General features: G+C 68.3%; 13 protein-coding genes. 6 read left to right on the top strand and 7 right to left on the bottom strand.

What is annotated here, in order from left to right; translation table 11 throughout:
- Window positions 1–24: 24 nt before the first annotated feature.
- The gene (locus V9K99_RS38545) at window positions 25–1,212 is read right to left on the bottom strand and encodes a S8 family peptidase (protein WP_337008632.1); all 1,188 of its coding nucleotides are present in this window, start codon (window positions 1,210–1,212) and stop codon (window positions 25–27) included.
- Window positions 1,213–1,474: 262 nt separating this feature from the next.
- Between V9K99_RS38545 and secD the strand changes: the two genes are divergently transcribed.
- The 3 genes from secD to ligD are packed head-to-tail and all read left to right on the top strand — an operon-like array spanning window position 1,475 to window position 6,800.
- Window positions 1,475–3,775, top strand: a complete 2,301-nt coding sequence (gene secD, locus V9K99_RS38540) for a protein translocase subunit SecD (protein WP_337008634.1) — start codon at window positions 1,475–1,477, stop codon at window positions 3,773–3,775.
- 59 nt (window positions 3,776–3,834) lie between these two features.
- Window positions 3,835–5,832 (top strand): ATP-dependent DNA helicase, encoded by a 1,998-nt coding sequence (locus V9K99_RS38535; protein WP_337008636.1) that lies wholly within the window; start codon window positions 3,835–3,837, stop codon window positions 5,830–5,832.
- On the top strand, window positions 5,829–6,800 hold the full coding sequence (gene ligD / locus V9K99_RS38530; protein ID WP_337008638.1) for a non-homologous end-joining DNA ligase: 972 nt from the start codon (window positions 5,829–5,831) through the stop codon (window positions 6,798–6,800). The genes V9K99_RS38535 and ligD overlap by 4 nt, the downstream gene beginning before the upstream one ends.
- A 266-nt stretch (window positions 6,801–7,066) precedes the next feature.
- Here the strand turns inward: ligD and V9K99_RS38525 are convergent, their stop codons facing one another.
- Both V9K99_RS38525 and lexA read right to left on the bottom strand, forming a co-directional pair.
- Window positions 7,067–7,576 (bottom strand): glutathione peroxidase, encoded by a 510-nt coding sequence (locus tag V9K99_RS38525; protein ID WP_337008640.1) that lies wholly within the window; start codon window positions 7,574–7,576, stop codon window positions 7,067–7,069.
- A 48-nt stretch (window positions 7,577–7,624) separates the two neighbouring features.
- On the bottom strand, window positions 7,625–8,401 hold the full coding sequence (lexA, locus tag V9K99_RS38520; protein WP_337008642.1) for a transcriptional repressor LexA: 777 nt from the start codon (window positions 8,399–8,401) through the stop codon (window positions 7,625–7,627).
- 354 nt (window positions 8,402–8,755) lie between these two features.
- On the opposite strand from lexA, the gene V9K99_RS38515 reads away from it, so the two are divergent.
- The gene (locus V9K99_RS38515; RefSeq protein ID WP_337008644.1) at window positions 8,756–9,265 is read left to right on the top strand and encodes a LysM peptidoglycan-binding domain-containing protein; all 510 of its coding nucleotides are present in this window, start codon (window positions 8,756–8,758) and stop codon (window positions 9,263–9,265) included.
- A gap of 13 nt (window positions 9,266–9,278) precedes the next feature.
- Here the strand turns inward: V9K99_RS38515 and ubiG are convergent, their stop codons facing one another.
- Together ubiG and V9K99_RS38505 are read right to left on the bottom strand one after the other, a co-directional pair.
- On the bottom strand, window positions 9,279–10,055 hold the full coding sequence (ubiG, locus tag V9K99_RS38510; RefSeq protein WP_337008646.1) for a bifunctional 2-polyprenyl-6-hydroxyphenol methylase/3-demethylubiquinol 3-O-methyltransferase UbiG: 777 nt from the start codon (window positions 10,053–10,055) through the stop codon (window positions 9,279–9,281).
- A gap of 34 nt (window positions 10,056–10,089) precedes the next feature.
- Window positions 10,090–10,650, bottom strand: a complete 561-nt coding sequence (locus V9K99_RS38505) for a GNAT family N-acetyltransferase (RefSeq protein ID WP_337008648.1) — start codon at window positions 10,648–10,650, stop codon at window positions 10,090–10,092.
- 82 nt (window positions 10,651–10,732) lie between these two features.
- On the opposite strand from V9K99_RS38505, the gene V9K99_RS38500 reads away from it, so the two are divergent.
- Window positions 10,733–11,323 carry a TetR/AcrR family transcriptional regulator gene (locus V9K99_RS38500; protein WP_337008650.1) on the top strand — a complete coding sequence of 197 codons (591 nt, stop codon included), beginning with the start codon at window positions 10,733–10,735 and terminating at the stop codon, window positions 11,321–11,323.
- Here the strand turns inward: V9K99_RS38500 and V9K99_RS38495 are convergent.
- Window positions 11,316–12,269: a nucleoside hydrolase gene (locus V9K99_RS38495; protein ID WP_337008652.1), complete on the bottom strand. Its 954-nt coding sequence runs from the start codon at window positions 12,267–12,269 to the stop codon at window positions 11,316–11,318. The genes V9K99_RS38500 and V9K99_RS38495 overlap by 8 nt on opposite strands.
- 98 nt (window positions 12,270–12,367) lie before the next feature.
- Between V9K99_RS38495 and V9K99_RS38490 the strand changes: the two genes are divergently transcribed.
- Window positions 12,368–14,224, top strand: a complete 1,857-nt coding sequence (locus V9K99_RS38490) for a glycerophosphodiester phosphodiesterase (protein ID WP_337008654.1) — start codon at window positions 12,368–12,370, stop codon at window positions 14,222–14,224.
- 69 nt (window positions 14,225–14,293) lie between these two features.
- On the opposite strand, the gene V9K99_RS38485 is transcribed toward V9K99_RS38490, so the two are convergent.
- Window positions 14,294–14,977 (bottom strand): GntR family transcriptional regulator, encoded by a 684-nt coding sequence (locus tag V9K99_RS38485; protein ID WP_337008656.1) that lies wholly within the window; start codon window positions 14,975–14,977, stop codon window positions 14,294–14,296.
- Between the last annotated feature and the right edge of the window lie 280 nt (window positions 14,978–15,257).

Here is a 15,257-nt window from a genome sequence, read left to right as displayed (position 1 = left end):
GACCCGGGGGCGTCGGCTGGTGACTTACAGGCCGTTCGAGTACAGCAGGCGGTTCACGGTGCCGCCGGTCGTGCCACCGCTGATCACGTTGGGCGTAGCGTTGGTCTCGATGTAGGACTTGACCGTGGCGGGGCTCGCCGACGGGCTCGTCTGCAGGTAGAGGGCCGCGACACCCGCCACATGCGGCGTGGCCATCGAGGTGCCGTTGTAGGACCCGGTGGTGTTGCCGGGCAGCGTGGACACGATCGCCGAGCCCGGTGCGTAGATGTCCACGCAGGACCCGGTGCTGGAGTACGACGCCCGTGCATCGGTGCTCGTGGACGCAGCCACAACCAGTGCGGTCGAGATCTTGCGCGGCAGCCGGTCACACGAGTTGGCACCGGTGTTGCCGGCCGACGCGGCCAGGAACACGCCGGAGTTGATCATGGCGCGCAGCGAGTTCTCCAGCGTGGTGTTGGCGCTGAAGTTCCACGAAGCGTTGGCCACTGCCGGCTTCACAGCGTTGCGGGTCACCCAGTCGACCGCTGCGATCGCGGAGGACGCCGTACCGCCGCCGCTGCAGTTCAGCCACTTCACACCGTGCAGCCGGACGCTCTTGGCGACGCCGTACGACGTTGAGCCGATGGTGCCGGCCACATGGGTGCCGTGACCGTTGCAGTCGGTGTTGTTGGAGTCGATGCCGTTGAAGTCGAAGGTGGCCCGGCCGCCGAAGTTCGGGTGCGACGGGTCGACGCCGGAGTCGATGATGTACGCGTGCACGCCGGAGCCGGTCCGGGTGTAGGTGAACGAGTTCGACAGCGGCAGGTTGCGCTGGTCGATCCGGTCGATCCCCCACGACGGCGGGTTGGTCTGGGTCGTGTCCAGAACGTTCTGCACGTAGACGTCCTGCGAGATCGCGACCACGTCCGGGTTCTTCTGCAGGTCGGCGAGCTGGGCCGGGGTGAGCTTGGCGCTGAACCCGTTGACCGCCGTACTGAACTGGCGCTGCGGCGCGATGCCGAGCCCGCTCTTCAGCCGGACGCCCTTCTTCAGCTCGACGATGTAGGTGTCCTTGACCGCGGACACACCGGCCTCGGCCTTGGCCAGCTGGACCGCGACGATGCGGGCTGACGGCTCGGGGACGGGCGCCGCGCCGGCAGTGCCGGCGGTGGTCAGGGCGAGGGCCGGCACCAGAGTGGCGGCGGCGAGGGACAAACGGATGCGATGACGCACGGTTCCTCCTCAGGGAACTCATCACCCACCGGGGCGGAGGGGTGATCACCGTCGGTCCGCAATTGGCTACGGAACGACGAGTGCTGAGAAGCTAGGGCGTGCTCACCTGACGCGTCAATCAGTTCGGTTGCGACCTGATGCCATGGCACTCCCGGGCCGCGTCGATGGGTTTGAATGGCTCCATACACTGTGCGTTCCACGTCGCGTGGTGTGCTCTCTGTCACGACACCCGTACGGCGGGTGCCCAGCTCCGGAGGAAGTTGTGAACCGGTCGTCCCTCGTCCGTGCGCTGCTCGCGCTCGTCGTCCTGGCCCTGTCGACGTACGTCGTCCTGACGGCCACGCCCAAGCTCGGGCTCGACCTGCGCGGCGGCACACAGATCGTGCTGCAGGCGAAGGACTCGCCGACGGTGAAGGCGACCAAGGAGACCACCGACCAGGCGACCTCGGTGCTGCACCGCCGGATCGACGCCCTCGGTGTCAGCGAGCCGAGCGTGACCCGCCAGGGCGAGAACCGGATCATCGTCGAGCTGCCCGGCGTCCAGGACCCGCGCGAGGCCGCGAAGGTGATCGGCAAGACCGCGCAGCTCACCTTCCACCAGGTGCTCGACCAGGTCGCGCAGAAGCCGGCCAAACCGGCCGCCGGCGAGGTGTACCTGCCGCCCGAGGACGGCCAGGGCTTCCTGCGGATGGCCAAGCCCGCGATGACCGGCGAGATGATCGGCAGCGCCGAAGGGCGACTCGACCCGCAGCAGGTCGCCCAGGGATGGTTCGTCGAGCTGAACTTCAAGGGTGACGGCGGCAAGATCTGGGCCGACATCACCGGCAAGGCCGCCTGCCAGCCGGTCAACACGCCGCCGCGGATGATCGCGATCGTGCTCGACAACGAGGTGATCAGCGCCCCGCAGGTCGACCCCGACGGCGGCAACAACCTGTGCAACATCGGTCTGACCGGTGGCACCAGCACGATCAGCGGCACCTTCACCGAGACCGACGCCAAGGACCTGGCCGCGCTGATCGAGGGCGGTTCGCTGCCGGTCCCGGTCGAGGTGATCGACCAGCGCACCGTCGGCCCGTCGCTCGGCAAGGACGCCATCCAGGCCAGCGCGACGGCCGCGATCATCGGCCTGGCGCTGACCGCGCTGTTCATCATCCTGGTCTACCGCCTGGTCGGCCTGATGGCCGTGTTCGGCCTGGTCGCCTACTCCGGTATGTCGTACGCCGCTCTGACCGCACTCGGCGCAACGCTCACCCTGCCCGGTCTGGCCGGGTTCGTGCTCGCGATCGGTATGGCGGTCGACGCGAACGTGCTCGTCTTCGAACGAGCCCGCGAGGACTACATCGAGGGCCGTACGGACGGATTGGCGCGGTCGCTGCGCAGCGGCTTCCAGAACGCGCTGTCCGCGATCGCCGACTCGAACATCACCACGTTGCTGGCCGCCGGTCTGCTGTTCTTCCTGGCCGCCGGCCCGGTCCGCGGCTTCGGCGTCACGTTGAGCATCGGTGTGATCGCGTCGATGCTGTCCGCGCTGGTGCTGACTCGTGTCCTGGCGGAGTTCTTCGTCTCCCGCAAGTTCGTGCTGAAGCGTCCGGGGATGAGCGGTATCGCCGGGCACGGCCGGGTCCGGACCTGGCTGGAGGCGCGCCGGCCCTCGCTGATGCAGCACAGCCGGCGCTGGCTGCTGATCACCGCCGTGGCGATCGTGATCGCCCTCGCGGGTGTCTTCGTGCGCGGGCTGAATCTCGGGATCGAGTTCACCGGTGGGCGGCTGCTCGAGGTCAGCACGGCGCAGCAGATCACGCCGGACCAGGCCCGCGCCGTGGTCGCCGAGGCCGGGTATCCGAACGCTGTGGTTCAGGCGTCCGGCGCCGACGACATCACCGTCCGGACCGGGACGATCAGTGACGACGAGGCCGAGAAGATCCGCGAGTCGATCTCCCGGATCGGCGGCGGGACCGAGCTGATTCGGAACGAGAGCATCGGCCCGTCGCTGGGCAGCGAGCTCCGGAACAAGGGTCTGATCGCGCTCGGGATCGCCTTGCTGGCGCAGTTGCTCTACCTGGCCGCGCGGTTCCGATGGACCTTCGGTGCGGGCGCCGTACTGGCTCTCCTGCAGAACGTCGCGGTCGTGGTCGGAGTGTTCGCCTGGACCGGCAAGCCGATCGACGGCATCTTCCTGGCCGCGATCCTGACCATCATCGGTTACACGGTGAACGACTCGGTCGTCGTCTTCGACCGGATCCGGGAGACGCGCAGTGCGCGCTCGACCGAGAGCCTCGGGCCGGTGATCGACACCGCGATCGTCAACGTGCTGCCGCGGACCATCAACACCGGTATCTCGACGCTGTTCATCCTGAGCGCGCTGCTGTTCCTGGGCGGTGACTCGCTGGCCGACTTCGCGCTCGCGCTGTTGCTGGGCATCCTGGTCGGCACGTACTCGTCCAACCTGACCGCGGCCCCGCTGCTGCTCGAGCTGGAGCGTCGCTACCCGGCGCCGCCGCCGCGTCCGAAGCGCCCGCAGGTGGACCGGGACGCACAGCCTGACCGCGGCGCTGTGGTCTAGGGGGTTATCCACAGCCCTGGCCCGCCGAACGGAAATCTGTCCGTCGCGCGGGCTAGGGTGTGGCGGTGGGAGTTGACGTACGCGAACTGCTCGAAGCCGCTGTCTCCGGAATCAACGGTCAGACCCGGCCTGGTCAGGTGGAGATGGCCGAGGCCGTCAACACCTCCATGCACGACGGCTCCCATCTGCTCGTCCAGGCGGGCACCGGCACCGGTAAGTCCCTCGGCTACCTCGTGCCCGCGCTACTGCACGCGATCGAGGACCGGCGCGTCGTGGTGTCCACCGCGACCCTGGCGCTCCAGTCCCAGCTGGTCGATCGCGATGTACCGGCGTTGCTGGACGCGACGGAGAAGCTGCTCCCGCGCAGACCGACGTACGCGATCCAGAAGGGCCGCAACAACTACGCCTGCCTGCACCGGATCCGTGAGGGCGCTCCGGATGACGACGGCATGCTCATCGACGTGCCGCCGCCCGGTCAGATCGGCCAGCAGGTGCTGGAGCTGCGCGACTGGGCCGAGCAGCAGTTGCTCGACGGTGAGGCCGGTGACCGCGACCACGCGCCCTCGCATCAGTACCAGGCCTGGCAGCAGGTCGCGATCGCGGCCCGCGAGTGCCTCGGCGCGCAGAAGTGCCCGTACGGCGAGGAGTGCTTCGCCGAGAAGGCCAAGGAACAGGCCCGCAAGTCCGACATCGTGATCACGAACCACGCGCTGCTGTCGATCGACGCGTTCGAGAACCGTACGGTCCTGCCGGAGCACGATGTGATCATCGTCGACGAGGCGCACGAGCTTCCGGCCCGCGTCACCGGTGCCGCGGGAGACGAGCTGTCGCCGCAGATGGTCGAGCGCGCCGCGAAGCGGTCCCGCCGGTTCGTCGACGACGACAAGGCGGATGACCTGATCGACGCCTCGGACGCGCTGCGGGCGGCGCTGGACGGGACCCGCGAAGGCCGGATCGAGGCCTCGAACGGTGCGGTGCTCGAAGCGGCCGCGCTGGTCCGCGACGCCGCCCGCTCGCTGTACTCCGATCTCAACAAGAAGTCCGACGACAAGGACGACGACCCGGATGGCGCCAAACGGCAGTCGAAGGGTGCGGTCAAGGAGATCTTCGACGTCTCCGAGCGGGTAGCCGCGCTGAGCGATGCCGACGTCGTCTGGATGGTCGACCGCGAACGCTTCGGCCGCGAGCTCCGGATCGCTCCGCTGACCGTCGCCGGCCTGCTCCGCGAGCTCGTGCTGAAGGACCGGACCGCCGTGCTGACGTCCGCGACCCTCACCCTGGGCGGCGACTTCGACTCGATCGCCCGGCAGGTGGGCCTGCGTCCGTCGGACAAGCTCGCTGACGACGATGAGATGCCGGAGCTGGATTCGTCGTCCGAGACCGGCCCGCTCCCTTGGCGCGGCCTCGATGTCGGCTCGCCGTTCGAGTACGAGAAGCAGGCCATCCTGTACGTCGCCAAGCACCTGCCGCCGCCGCACCGCGACGGACTGGGGCAGAAGCAGTTCAACGAGATCATCGACCTGGTGACCGCCGCCGGCGGCCGGACACTCGGGTTGTTCTCGTCCCGCCGGGCGGCCGAGGCGGCGACCGCCGCGGTGCGGGAGGCGACCGATCTCAAGGTGCTGTGCCAGGGCGACGCGCAGCTGGGGGAGTTGGCCCGCGAGTTCGTCGACGAGCCGGAGACCTCGCTGTTCGGCACGCTGTCGCTGTGGCAGGGCATCGACGTACCAGGCTCGACCTGCAACCTAGTGATCATCGACCGGGTGCCGTTCCCGCGTCCGGACGAGCCGTTGATGGCCGCTCGTCAGCGCGCGGTCGACGAGGCCGGCGGGAACGGGTTCATGGCCGTCGCCGCGACCCATGCCGCGCTGCTGCTTGCCCAGGGCACCGGCCGGTTGATCCGCCGCAGCAGCGACCGCGGCGTGGTCGCCATCCTCGACCCCCGCATCGTCACCCAGCGGTACGGCGCCTTCCTGCGCGCCTCCTTGCCGCCGATGTGGCCGACCGCCGATCGTGAGAAGGTGCTCGGCGCCCTGAAGCGGTTGCAGTCGTCATGAGTCCGGCGACCACTCCACCGGTGCTGCCGATGATGGCGGCGTCGGGGGAGATGCCGTCGGGAGCCGGCTGGTCGTACGAGATGAAGTGGGACGGCATCCGGGTCATCGCCGAGGTGGACGACGGCGTCTGCCGGTTGTGGTCGCGCAACAGTCGCGACGTGTCCGGCGGGTACCCCGAGCTGATCGGTCTGGCCGAGGCGCCGGGGCTGCGACTGCCCGCCGTGCTGGATGGCGAGATCGTCACCCTGGACGAGAACGGGGCACCGTCGTTCGGCCTGCTGCAACGGCGGATGCACGTCCGGGATCCGCGTCAGCTGCGGCACCTGATCACCGAGGTGCCGGTCTCGGTCCGGCTGTTCGACCTGCTCCGCTTCGACGGCAAGTGGTTGCTAGAGGCAACGTACGACGACCGCCGCGGGCTGCTCGACTCGCTGGAGATCGGCGACCTGTTCTGGGAGACCCCACCCGCGTACGACGACGCCGACGCGGCGCTGGAGTTGTCGGCGTCGACCGGGCTCGAAGGCGTGGTCGCGAAACGCCGGAAGTCGCGCTATCTCCCGGGCCGTCGCAGCGCCGACTGGATCAAGGTCAAACCGGTGAAGACGCGTGATGTGATCCTGTGTGGGTGGCATCCGGGCGAAGGAAACCGGTCCGGCCGGATCGGATCCTTCTATTGCGGCGCCTACACCGAGCCTGGTGGCGACCTCGTCCTGATCGGGAAGGTCGGCTCGGGTCTGGACTTCGCCACGCTCGACGTGCTCAGCGCCGAACTCGCCGGCCTGGAGATCGACCGGCCACCCTTCGACCCGGCCACCATCCCCACCTCGGACCGGCGTCGGGCCCACTGGCTCGACCCCGTTCTGGTCGCCGAAGTCACCTACTCCGGCTGGGCCGCTGACGCCCGCCTCCGCCACCCCGTCTGGCGTGGCCTCCGCTTGGACATCGACCCGGAATCGGTCGTCGTCTGACGTGGGCTCGGCCCGCGGTGGGGGACGACTGTGCGAATGCACGGGAATGTTCTCGTGCGTCTGGGGCTGCACCGCGGGAATGAGCAGACACGGCGGGGCCGGGCAAATGTTCGGAATGCGGTGCGAATGGTGTTGCGCTGCGACGGATGATGTTCAGGTGTCTCATTTCCGCCGCGATTTCAGGCAACGCCGAGATGAACTCTGGTGCTGTTCACGTCGGTTACTGCCGCCACGCGGAATCGCCGCCACGATTCCGCCTGGGTGGGTCAGTCGTTCGCTTCCCGAGATGGCGCGGGAATCGTGAGGGCCGCCTCGATCTTGTCGGCCAATTTCTCGGGGGAATGGGTCGGCGCGTACCGTGCGATCACCCCGCCATCCCGCCCGATCAGGAACTTGGTGAAGTTCCACTTGATCCGTCCGCCGAGCAGGCCGCCCTGCTCACGCTTCAGCCAGTTGTACAGCGGAAGCGTCTTCGAGCCGTTGACGTCGATCTTGGCGAACATCGGGAACGTGACGTGATAGATCGTCGAACAGAAGTTCGCGATCTCGTTCTCGTCACCAGGCTCCTGGTGGCCGAACTGGTCGCAGGGGAAGCCAAGAACCGAGAAGCCCTGCCGGCGATATGCCTTGTAGAGCTTCTGCAGTCCGGTGTACTGCGGGGTTTGGCTGCACTGCGACGCCGTGTTCACCACCAGGAGCACCTGGTCGCGGAAATCGGCAAGAGACTGTTCATTGCCTTCGATCCGCCGGGCGCTGAAGTCATAGACAGTCGTCATGACTCAATGCTGACACGACACGCCCGACTTCGCGCGTCGTCTGAGATGTCAGACTCGGCGCAGAACTGTTACGACCTTTCCGAGAATGATCGCGTCCTTGCCGTCGATCGGCTCGAAGGCCGGGTTGTGTGGTAGCAGCAGGATCTCGGTCTTGGTCTTCTTGAACGTCTTCACCGTCGCGTCGCCGTCGATCATGGCAGCGACGATGTCACCGTTCTCCGCGGTCGGCTGCTGCCGCACCACGACCCAGTCGCCGTCGCAGATGGCCGCCTCGATCATCGACTCACCCTTGACCCGGAGCATGAACAGCGTGCCCTCGCCGACCATTGCCTTGGGCAACGGGAAGACCTCTTCGATCTCCTGCTCGGCCAGGATCGGCCCACCGGCGGCGATCCGGCCGACCACCGGCACGTAGGCCGCGTCCGGGTGCGCGTCGCCCGCACCGGTCTCGTCGTACGTCGTCTGTCGCACTGAGCCGAGCGCGGACCGGCGGGCGGCGGCGTCGACCTCGCCCGGGTAGCGGACCTCGATCGCGCGCGGACGGTTCGGGTCGCGGCGGAGCAGGCCCTTCTGCTCCAGCACGCGGAGCTGGTGCGACACCGACGACGAGCTGGTCAGGCCGACCCGCTCACCGATCTCGCGCATCGACGGCGGGTAGCCGCGGCGGTCCACCGAGTCGCGGATGACGTCCAGGACCCGGCGCTGACGTGGCGTCAGCCCGGTCGCGTCGGCCGGACCGTCGGGCAGCTCGGCCACGGTCTGGTCCGTGGCGGTCTGCTCCGTGCGCGGGTCGTCCTTGCTGGAACCGCTCGGCGTCCTGGCCATCGGTGGTTGCTCCTCGGGTCGGGCCGGCGGTGCACCGGCCGAGCTTGCTCGACTGACACGACCGTAGACCGAATCCTGAGATTCTTCAAACATCTGTTCGAAGGCGTGTCGGTTCGCACGCCTGTTCGTGTGTCGGGTTATAAGGCGTGCGCGAGCTCGGGAATTTCCTGGGCGTGTCCCGGTTGGAGATGGTTGCGCAACGGGGGTCGGTCGGTTAATCATTCGTACAGGCGTTCGATCGAACAGGTGTTCGGGCCGGTCGCCGCGGAGGTCGGCCTCGGAAACTGTCGGAGGCGGCCGGTAGACAGGGATCGACACCGCAGGACGAGGTCTGAACGAGGTCTGGAGGATCCGATGAGCACAGCGGCTCTCGCGGCAGACGCACTGGTGGCACGCCAGGCACCCGAGGCGGTGCCCGACGCGCGCCCACGCCGCCGGCCCAGGATCGCTGGGACGACGACGGAGCGCCTTCCGGTCCGGGCCTGCTCCGGTGACGACCTCGGCCGTCAGGTCGCCGACGGGCAACGAGTTCGGCGCCGGCGGGTCACCGAGGCTGAGGCGCCGGCGTTGCGGCTCATCCGACGCGGGCGACTGCTACTGACCGCCTTGTCGGTGATCGTGTTCGGCTCGGCCGTCGTCGTACTGGGCCTGCGCGTGACCGGCGTGCTCGTGCCTGGTCCGAGCTTCACCCACACGGTCCCCGTCCAGGTGGCCCCGGGGGAGACCTTGTGGTCGATCGCCCAGAGCACCAACCCGTCGCAGGACCCGGCGATCGTGGTCGAGCGGATCGCCGACCTGAACAAGCTCGCGACCCCGGCCGACGTCGTACCCGGCCAAACGCTGCAGATCCCGATCGCCCGCTGATCGGTCGCGGCGGTCAGGTGGCCTTCGTGGCGTAGCCCATGTAGGAGATCGCGGTGTCCTTGACCTGACCGACGTCCATCAGGCGGCTCAGCTGGCCGAAGGTGAGGTGGCCGCGTCGGGTCTGGATGAAGTTCCACAGCAGTGTCGCCTTGCTCGACCGCGGCCCGAGGCCGGCGATCTCGCCGAGGCGCATTGCGTGCCGGCGCAGCGTCTCCTCAAGTTCCGTCGGCTTGATGAACATCTCCCAGGAGTGCAACTGGGTGTCCACCAGCCGGGTCAACCGCCAGTCCTGCGCCACCTTGATCGCGAACACTTTGCTCGCGGTCGTCCGGTTGATCGTGTCGAACAGATAGAGACCGCCGGGCTTGAGAATACGGGCCGTCTCCTTGATCACGAGGTCCAGATCGGCCACGTGTTCGAGCACGTCACAGCAGTACGCGAGCTCGAACCGCTCGCCATCCAACGGGAGCTGCTCACCGGTTGCGACGACGTATTCGATCTCCAGAGCGGACGAATCCGCGTGTCGCCGGGCGGTCTCGATCGACACCGATGACGGGTCGACCCCAACCACCCGGCACCCGAGTCGCGCGAACTCCTCCGCCATGAATCCGCCGCCGCACCCGAGGTCCAGCGCCCGCAGTCCGGCCGGATCCAGTCCAATGCGATCGAGTACGGCGCGGAAGTAGGCGAACCGCCCGGGCGTGAAACTCCCGTTCAGCATGTTCAGCGGGTTGGCCTCGTCCCACCAACTGTCGCCGATCCGGTCGTAGATCTGGTTGTCGATCCCCATCGCAACCACCCCCGAGCCCAGTAAAGCAGCGGGGTCAGGCGCGCCATTCGTCCGCGCGGAGGGCGTAGACGTACTCGCTCGCCCATTCACCCTTGAAGAACGTGCACTCGATCAGGTGCCCCTCGCGACGCATGCCGAGCCGTTCGAGCAGCAGCGCCGACGGGGCGTTGCGGTCGTCGAGTACGGCGCAGATCCGGTGCAGCCCGAGGTCGTCGAAGCCGAGCCGCAGCAGTTCGCGAGCGGCCTCGGAGGCGAATCCCTTGCCGTGGTAGTCGGTGTGGAGGGCGTACCCGATCTCGCCTTGGCGGTCGGTCTCGCTCGCCCATTTCAGCAGGGCCTCGCCGATCACCCTGCCGGTCTCGCGCAACTCGATCGCGAGTACGAGCCACTGGCCCGGCTCGGTCAGCGCGTCCTGGTTGAGCTTGACCTCGAGTGCGGCCCGGGTCTGCTCGCGATCGCGGACCGGCCAGGGCGTATAGCGCACCACCTCCGGCCGGGAGTGGAACGCGTACAGGTCGTCCAGGTCGTCCATCCGGTGCGGCCGAAGGTCGAGTCGCTCGGTGCGCAGCGGATAGGTCGGGCGCAGTCCAGACACGGGTGCCGTCCTCGAGTAGGCTGTCTAATGCTGTTAGACAGCAACCTAGCCCGTGCCGAACCGCGCCGACAATGAGGTTTCCGTGAGCAGACGCGATCCGTCATCACATACGGCGGCCGGGATCTCGGCCGCCGCGATCGCCGACGCCGCGCTGGCGATCATCCGCGCCGACGGAGTCACAGGCCTGACCATGCGATCGGTCGCTGAGCGCCTCCAGGTCCGCGCGCCGTCGCTCTACCACCACGTCCGCAACAAGGACGAGTTGCTCGAGTTGGTCGCCCGGAACGCGTTCGACCAGTTCGCCGCCGATCTCACGGCGTACGACGAGATCCACACCGTCGACGACTGGATCGCGGTCACCACGGCCGGCTCGCTCGAGTTGCGAGCGTTCTACGCCGACCATCCCGGTCTGGCCGGGCTGATCCAGGCGAAGGCCACGCCCGATCGCGACCAGGGCGACGGATCGCGCGCGGAACTCGTCCGCGCACAAATCCGATCCCTCGTGGACCTCGGCGTACCCGAGCCGCAGGCCCGCGCCATCTTCGAGACCAGTGCGCACTGGACGCTCGCAGCCGTCGTGGCGGAACCGACAGAGCCTGACCGCTTCAGTGACGGACTCGACCTGTTCATGGTCGGCGTACGCGCCCGGCTGAACGACCTGCTTGCTACTTGACCGTGCTCATCCAGAGATCGGCGTACCGCGCGCCGTCCACCGCGGTTGCCACCTGTACGACGGTCGGCGACGGGCCATGGGGATCGCTGGTGAGGTCGGCGGACCGGTCGCGCGTGTCGACGATCGTCCGGCCACGGGACCAACTGCCGGAGAGTTCGACCCGCAGCGGGAACGACTGCGTCGTGAGCCCGGCCGGATCGATCACCGCGCACACCGCGCCGCCATCGCCGATGCTCGCGCCGTCGGACCGGCGGTAGAGCTCGCTGCGCTTCTCGATCAGCTTCCGCGCCAGCTCGGCCGACGGCGAACCACCCAGCGACCGTGCCTGATCCAGTGAGATCACTACGTCGTAGAACACGTCCAGGCCGTACATCGTCACCGGTACGCCGAGCTCCGCTGCAGCAGTGAGAACGATCGCGGCCGCCTCAGGGTCGGTCCAGATGTTGAACTCCGCCGACGCAGTCGCGTTCCCGATCCCGGCCGCGCCACCCATGAAGACGATCTCGCGCAGTCCGGCCGCGGCGTCGGGGTAGGTGCGGAGCAGCAGTGCGATGTTCGTCATTGGTGCCAGCGGGATCAGCGTCACCAGCTCACCTGATGCGGCGGCTGCACGCAGTACGTCGCGTAGCAGTTCGACCGCATGCCCGGCGCCCGCCGTACGAGTAGAGCGGGGCCAGTCGAGGTTGCCGAGTCCGTCGACGCCGTGCACGTGCGTAGCCGCGCGGACGGGCTGGAGCAGTGGTACGGCGGCGCCGGCCGCGACTGGCACGTCAGAACGCCCTGCGGCTTCCAGCACCGTTAGCGTGTTGATCACAACGTCGTCCAGGCCGACGTTGCCGCCTGCACACGTCACAGCCTTCAGGTCGAGATCGGGGTGGCGGGCGGCGAGCAGTAGTGCACAGGCGTCGTCCAGCCCAGTGTCGACATCGAGAATCACCGGCTTCATGCCGCCATCCTCACCCATCGGTCGATCCACCCTGCGTTGGCGGTCAATTCATCACAAGCTCTGGTGCTGTTGGTGTCGGTTTCCTACGTTCGGTGGCCATGATGCTGATGTCACGCCGCCCCCGTGCAGTACTGGCCGCTCTCGCCACCGGAGCCACCATTACCGCCTTCCTCACCACGCCACTGCCGGTCGCAGTCGCTGAACCGGCCGCGCCCACACCGACGGTCGACGAGACCTTCGACGGTACGACGTTGCCGGCCGGCTGGTCAGCCGTCGACGGGACCTGGAAAGTGCAGGGCGGCCGGCTGATCGGTACATCGACCAGCTCCAGTCAGCAGAGCCGCATCACGTTCGGCACCCCGCTGACCGACTTCCGGATCGAGAGCCACCTGCGGTTCGAGTCCGCGCTCGACGGCGGCCGCTGGGTCGCGTTCGGGCTCGACCTCGCCCCGAGCGGCGCCGTCCCGTGGTCGATCGCGACCCTGCGGAACGGTTCGACCGCCACCAACGGTCTCGAGTTCGCGCAACGTACGGCGGCCAACACCTGGAACGTCACCGACACCGCAGCCGCGCCGATCCAGGTCGGCGTGGGCAAGGAGGTGGCCGTCGCGGTCGAGGTCCGCGGCACCCGCGCCACCTGGTACGTCGACGGCCGTGAGTCGCTGCGCACCACGATGGTGAACCGCAGTACGACGGGTGTGCAGGGACTGCTCGTCAACGGCGCGACCGTCTCGTTCGACGACCTGACCGTGACGCCGCTCGAGAAGGAGTCGTTCATCCGCAAGCCGGGTGCGCCGCTCCGGGTCTGGGCGCACCGCGGTGGCTCGTCGTCCGCGCCGGAGAACACGGCCGCGTCGGACGAGGTCGCCCGTCGTGCCCGGGCCGAGTGGATCGAGAACGACGTACAGCCGACGAAGGACGGCGTACCCGTGATCCTGCATGACACCACCGTCGACCGGACGACTGATGGGACCGGCGCGGTCCGGTCGCTGACGGCGGATCAGGTGGCCGGGTTGGATGCGGGGTCGTGGTTCGCGCCCGCGTACGCCGGTCAGCGCGTACCGACCTTGGCGTCGCAGCTCGACGGACTCAAGACGCGCGGCGGCAACCTGTTGCTCGAGGTCAAGGGTGAGCACACCCGCGCGTCGGTCGAGCGGATCGTGCAGGAGATTCACAGCCGGGGGATGAGCAGCCGGGTCTTCGTGCAGAGCTTCGAGCCGCAGCACCTGCGGTGGGTTCGTGAGCTTGCGCCGGAGCTCCCGCTCGGTCTGCTGCGTTCGACGCTCGACCCGGATCCGGTCGCGATCGCCAAGGACCTGGAGTTGTCGGCGTACAACCCGTCGGACGCCGCCTTCCAGACCCGCCCGGGCATCGTCGCCGAACTGCACGCGGCCGGCGTCGCGGTGAACGTATGGACCGTGGACGACGCGACCCGCTGGAACGCGCTCGAGAAGGCCGGCGTTGACGGCATCATCACGAACCGGCCGGCCGAGTTGGCGGGCTGGAACGCCGCCTTCGCGCAGCGGGTCAAGCCGGCCGCGACGATCCTCAGCCCCGGTGCGGGGGAGCGGATCGACCGGGCCCAGGTACTGCGGATTGCGGTCGGCAACAATTCGCCGGAACCGCTCGCGATCACGCTCGACGGAGTGGCGATTGTCAACGGGTCGATTGTCGACACGACGACGATCGCAGCCGGCAGGCACACGCTGACGGCGACTGTCGCTGGGGCGACCGTTCAGAGCACGTTCGACGTGGTCGCCACTCCGACGGGGCTGGCCAACCTCATCCTGACCTCGGGGGCCACGCCGTCGACGGTCTCCACGATGACGACGCTGCTCGGTCAGAAGCAGTACGCCGTACTCGCGTCGTACGCGAACACCCCGGCGGCTCGCGGCCTCACCGCCGTACGCCGCCAGCACATCGTCGCCGAGGCAACAGCCCTCACCGCTCGCTGAACCCCCGACCTTGAGAAGCCACCGACCACTTTTCCGCCGTCGGAATGGTTGGTGGCTTCTCAAGGTGGGTCAGTTGGTGTGGCGGGCCTCGATGAGGCGGTGGTAGGCGCCGGTGAGGTGGTTGTCGATGGCCTCCACGGCGGCTGCCGCGTCACCGCTCGCGATGATGTCCCGGATCGCCTTGTGCTCGGCGTACGCGATCTCGTGGAAGTCCGGCCGGGCGACGTGGCGTGAGTACAGGAACATGGCGACCTGGCTGCGGATCTGCTGCCAGGCGCGGTCGAGGCGAGCATGCGCGGCGGCCCGGTACAGCACGTCGTGGAACGCGAAATCCAGGTCCAGCGCGGTCTTCGGCTCGTAGTCCGGCCCGAGCGCCCGCATCTTCTCGAGTACGTCGTCCATCGTCGACAAATGGACGTCGGTCAACCGGGGGAGGGCCCGCTTGATCGCGAGTTGCTCCAGGCTCAGCCGGAGCGTGTAGATCTCCTCGACATCGTCGTCGGTCAGTGCGATCACCTGAGCACCGCGATGCCGGCGCAGTACGACGAGACCCTCCCGCTCGAGCTCGATCAACGCCTCGCGGATCGGACCGCGGCTCATGTCGAGTGCGGTCGCCAGCTCGCCCTCGCGCAGGTGCTGGCCGGGCGGCAGGGCACCGCTGACGATCATCTGACGAATCTCGGGTACGACGGTCGCCCACAGCGCGGGGCTGCGCTCGGTCTGCCGGGCGAGTTGATCGAGCGGTCCGGCCACAGCCGTCCTCCATCGGTGTAAATTGTCGATTGTTAACCATTGACTTTTGACAACGCCGAGATCAGGCTAACCGGTAGACCCCCAAACGGCGAGACCCGGCGCCCGGCGATCCCGGCGCCGCCCTCCCCCCACGCCGGCCCGGCTGCCCGGCCCGCAATCCGCTCGACCTCCACTCGCGTCCGAGGGAGAACTCCGTGCTGCCCACTCCGCCCGCACCTCCCCACCTCCATCCACCCCTCACCCCGTCGCTGCCACCCACCGCCCCACCTGCCCGCCCCCC

Source organism: Kribbella sp. CCNWLW201, from assembly GCF_037203805.1.
Lineage (GTDB): Bacteria > Actinomycetota > Actinomycetes > Propionibacteriales > Kribbellaceae > Kribbella.
This window is presented reverse-complemented; position numbering and strand designations above follow the sequence as displayed.

Excerpts from the sequence above, each read along its gene's own strand:
- ubiG (WP_337008646.1), bottom strand. The coding sequence starts at position 10,055 with ATGGGGATCGACAACCAGATCTACGACCGGATCGGCGACAGTTGGTGG.
- V9K99_RS38490 (WP_337008654.1), top strand. The coding sequence starts at position 12,368 with ATGATGCTGATGTCACGCCGCCCCCGTGCAGTACTGGCCGCTCTCGCC.
- V9K99_RS38525 (WP_337008640.1), bottom strand. The coding sequence starts at position 7,576 with ATGACGACTGTCTATGACTTCAGCGCCCGGCGGATCGAAGGCAATGAA.
- V9K99_RS38495 (WP_337008652.1), bottom strand. The coding sequence starts at position 12,269 with ATGAAGCCGGTGATTCTCGATGTCGACACTGGGCTGGACGACGCCTGT.
- V9K99_RS38515 (WP_337008644.1), top strand. The coding sequence starts at position 8,756 with ATGAGCACAGCGGCTCTCGCGGCAGACGCACTGGTGGCACGCCAGGCA.
- ligD (WP_337008638.1), top strand. The coding sequence starts at position 5,829 with ATGAGTCCGGCGACCACTCCACCGGTGCTGCCGATGATGGCGGCGTCG.
- lexA (WP_337008642.1), bottom strand. The coding sequence starts at position 8,401 with ATGGCCAGGACGCCGAGCGGTTCCAGCAAGGACGACCCGCGCACGGAG.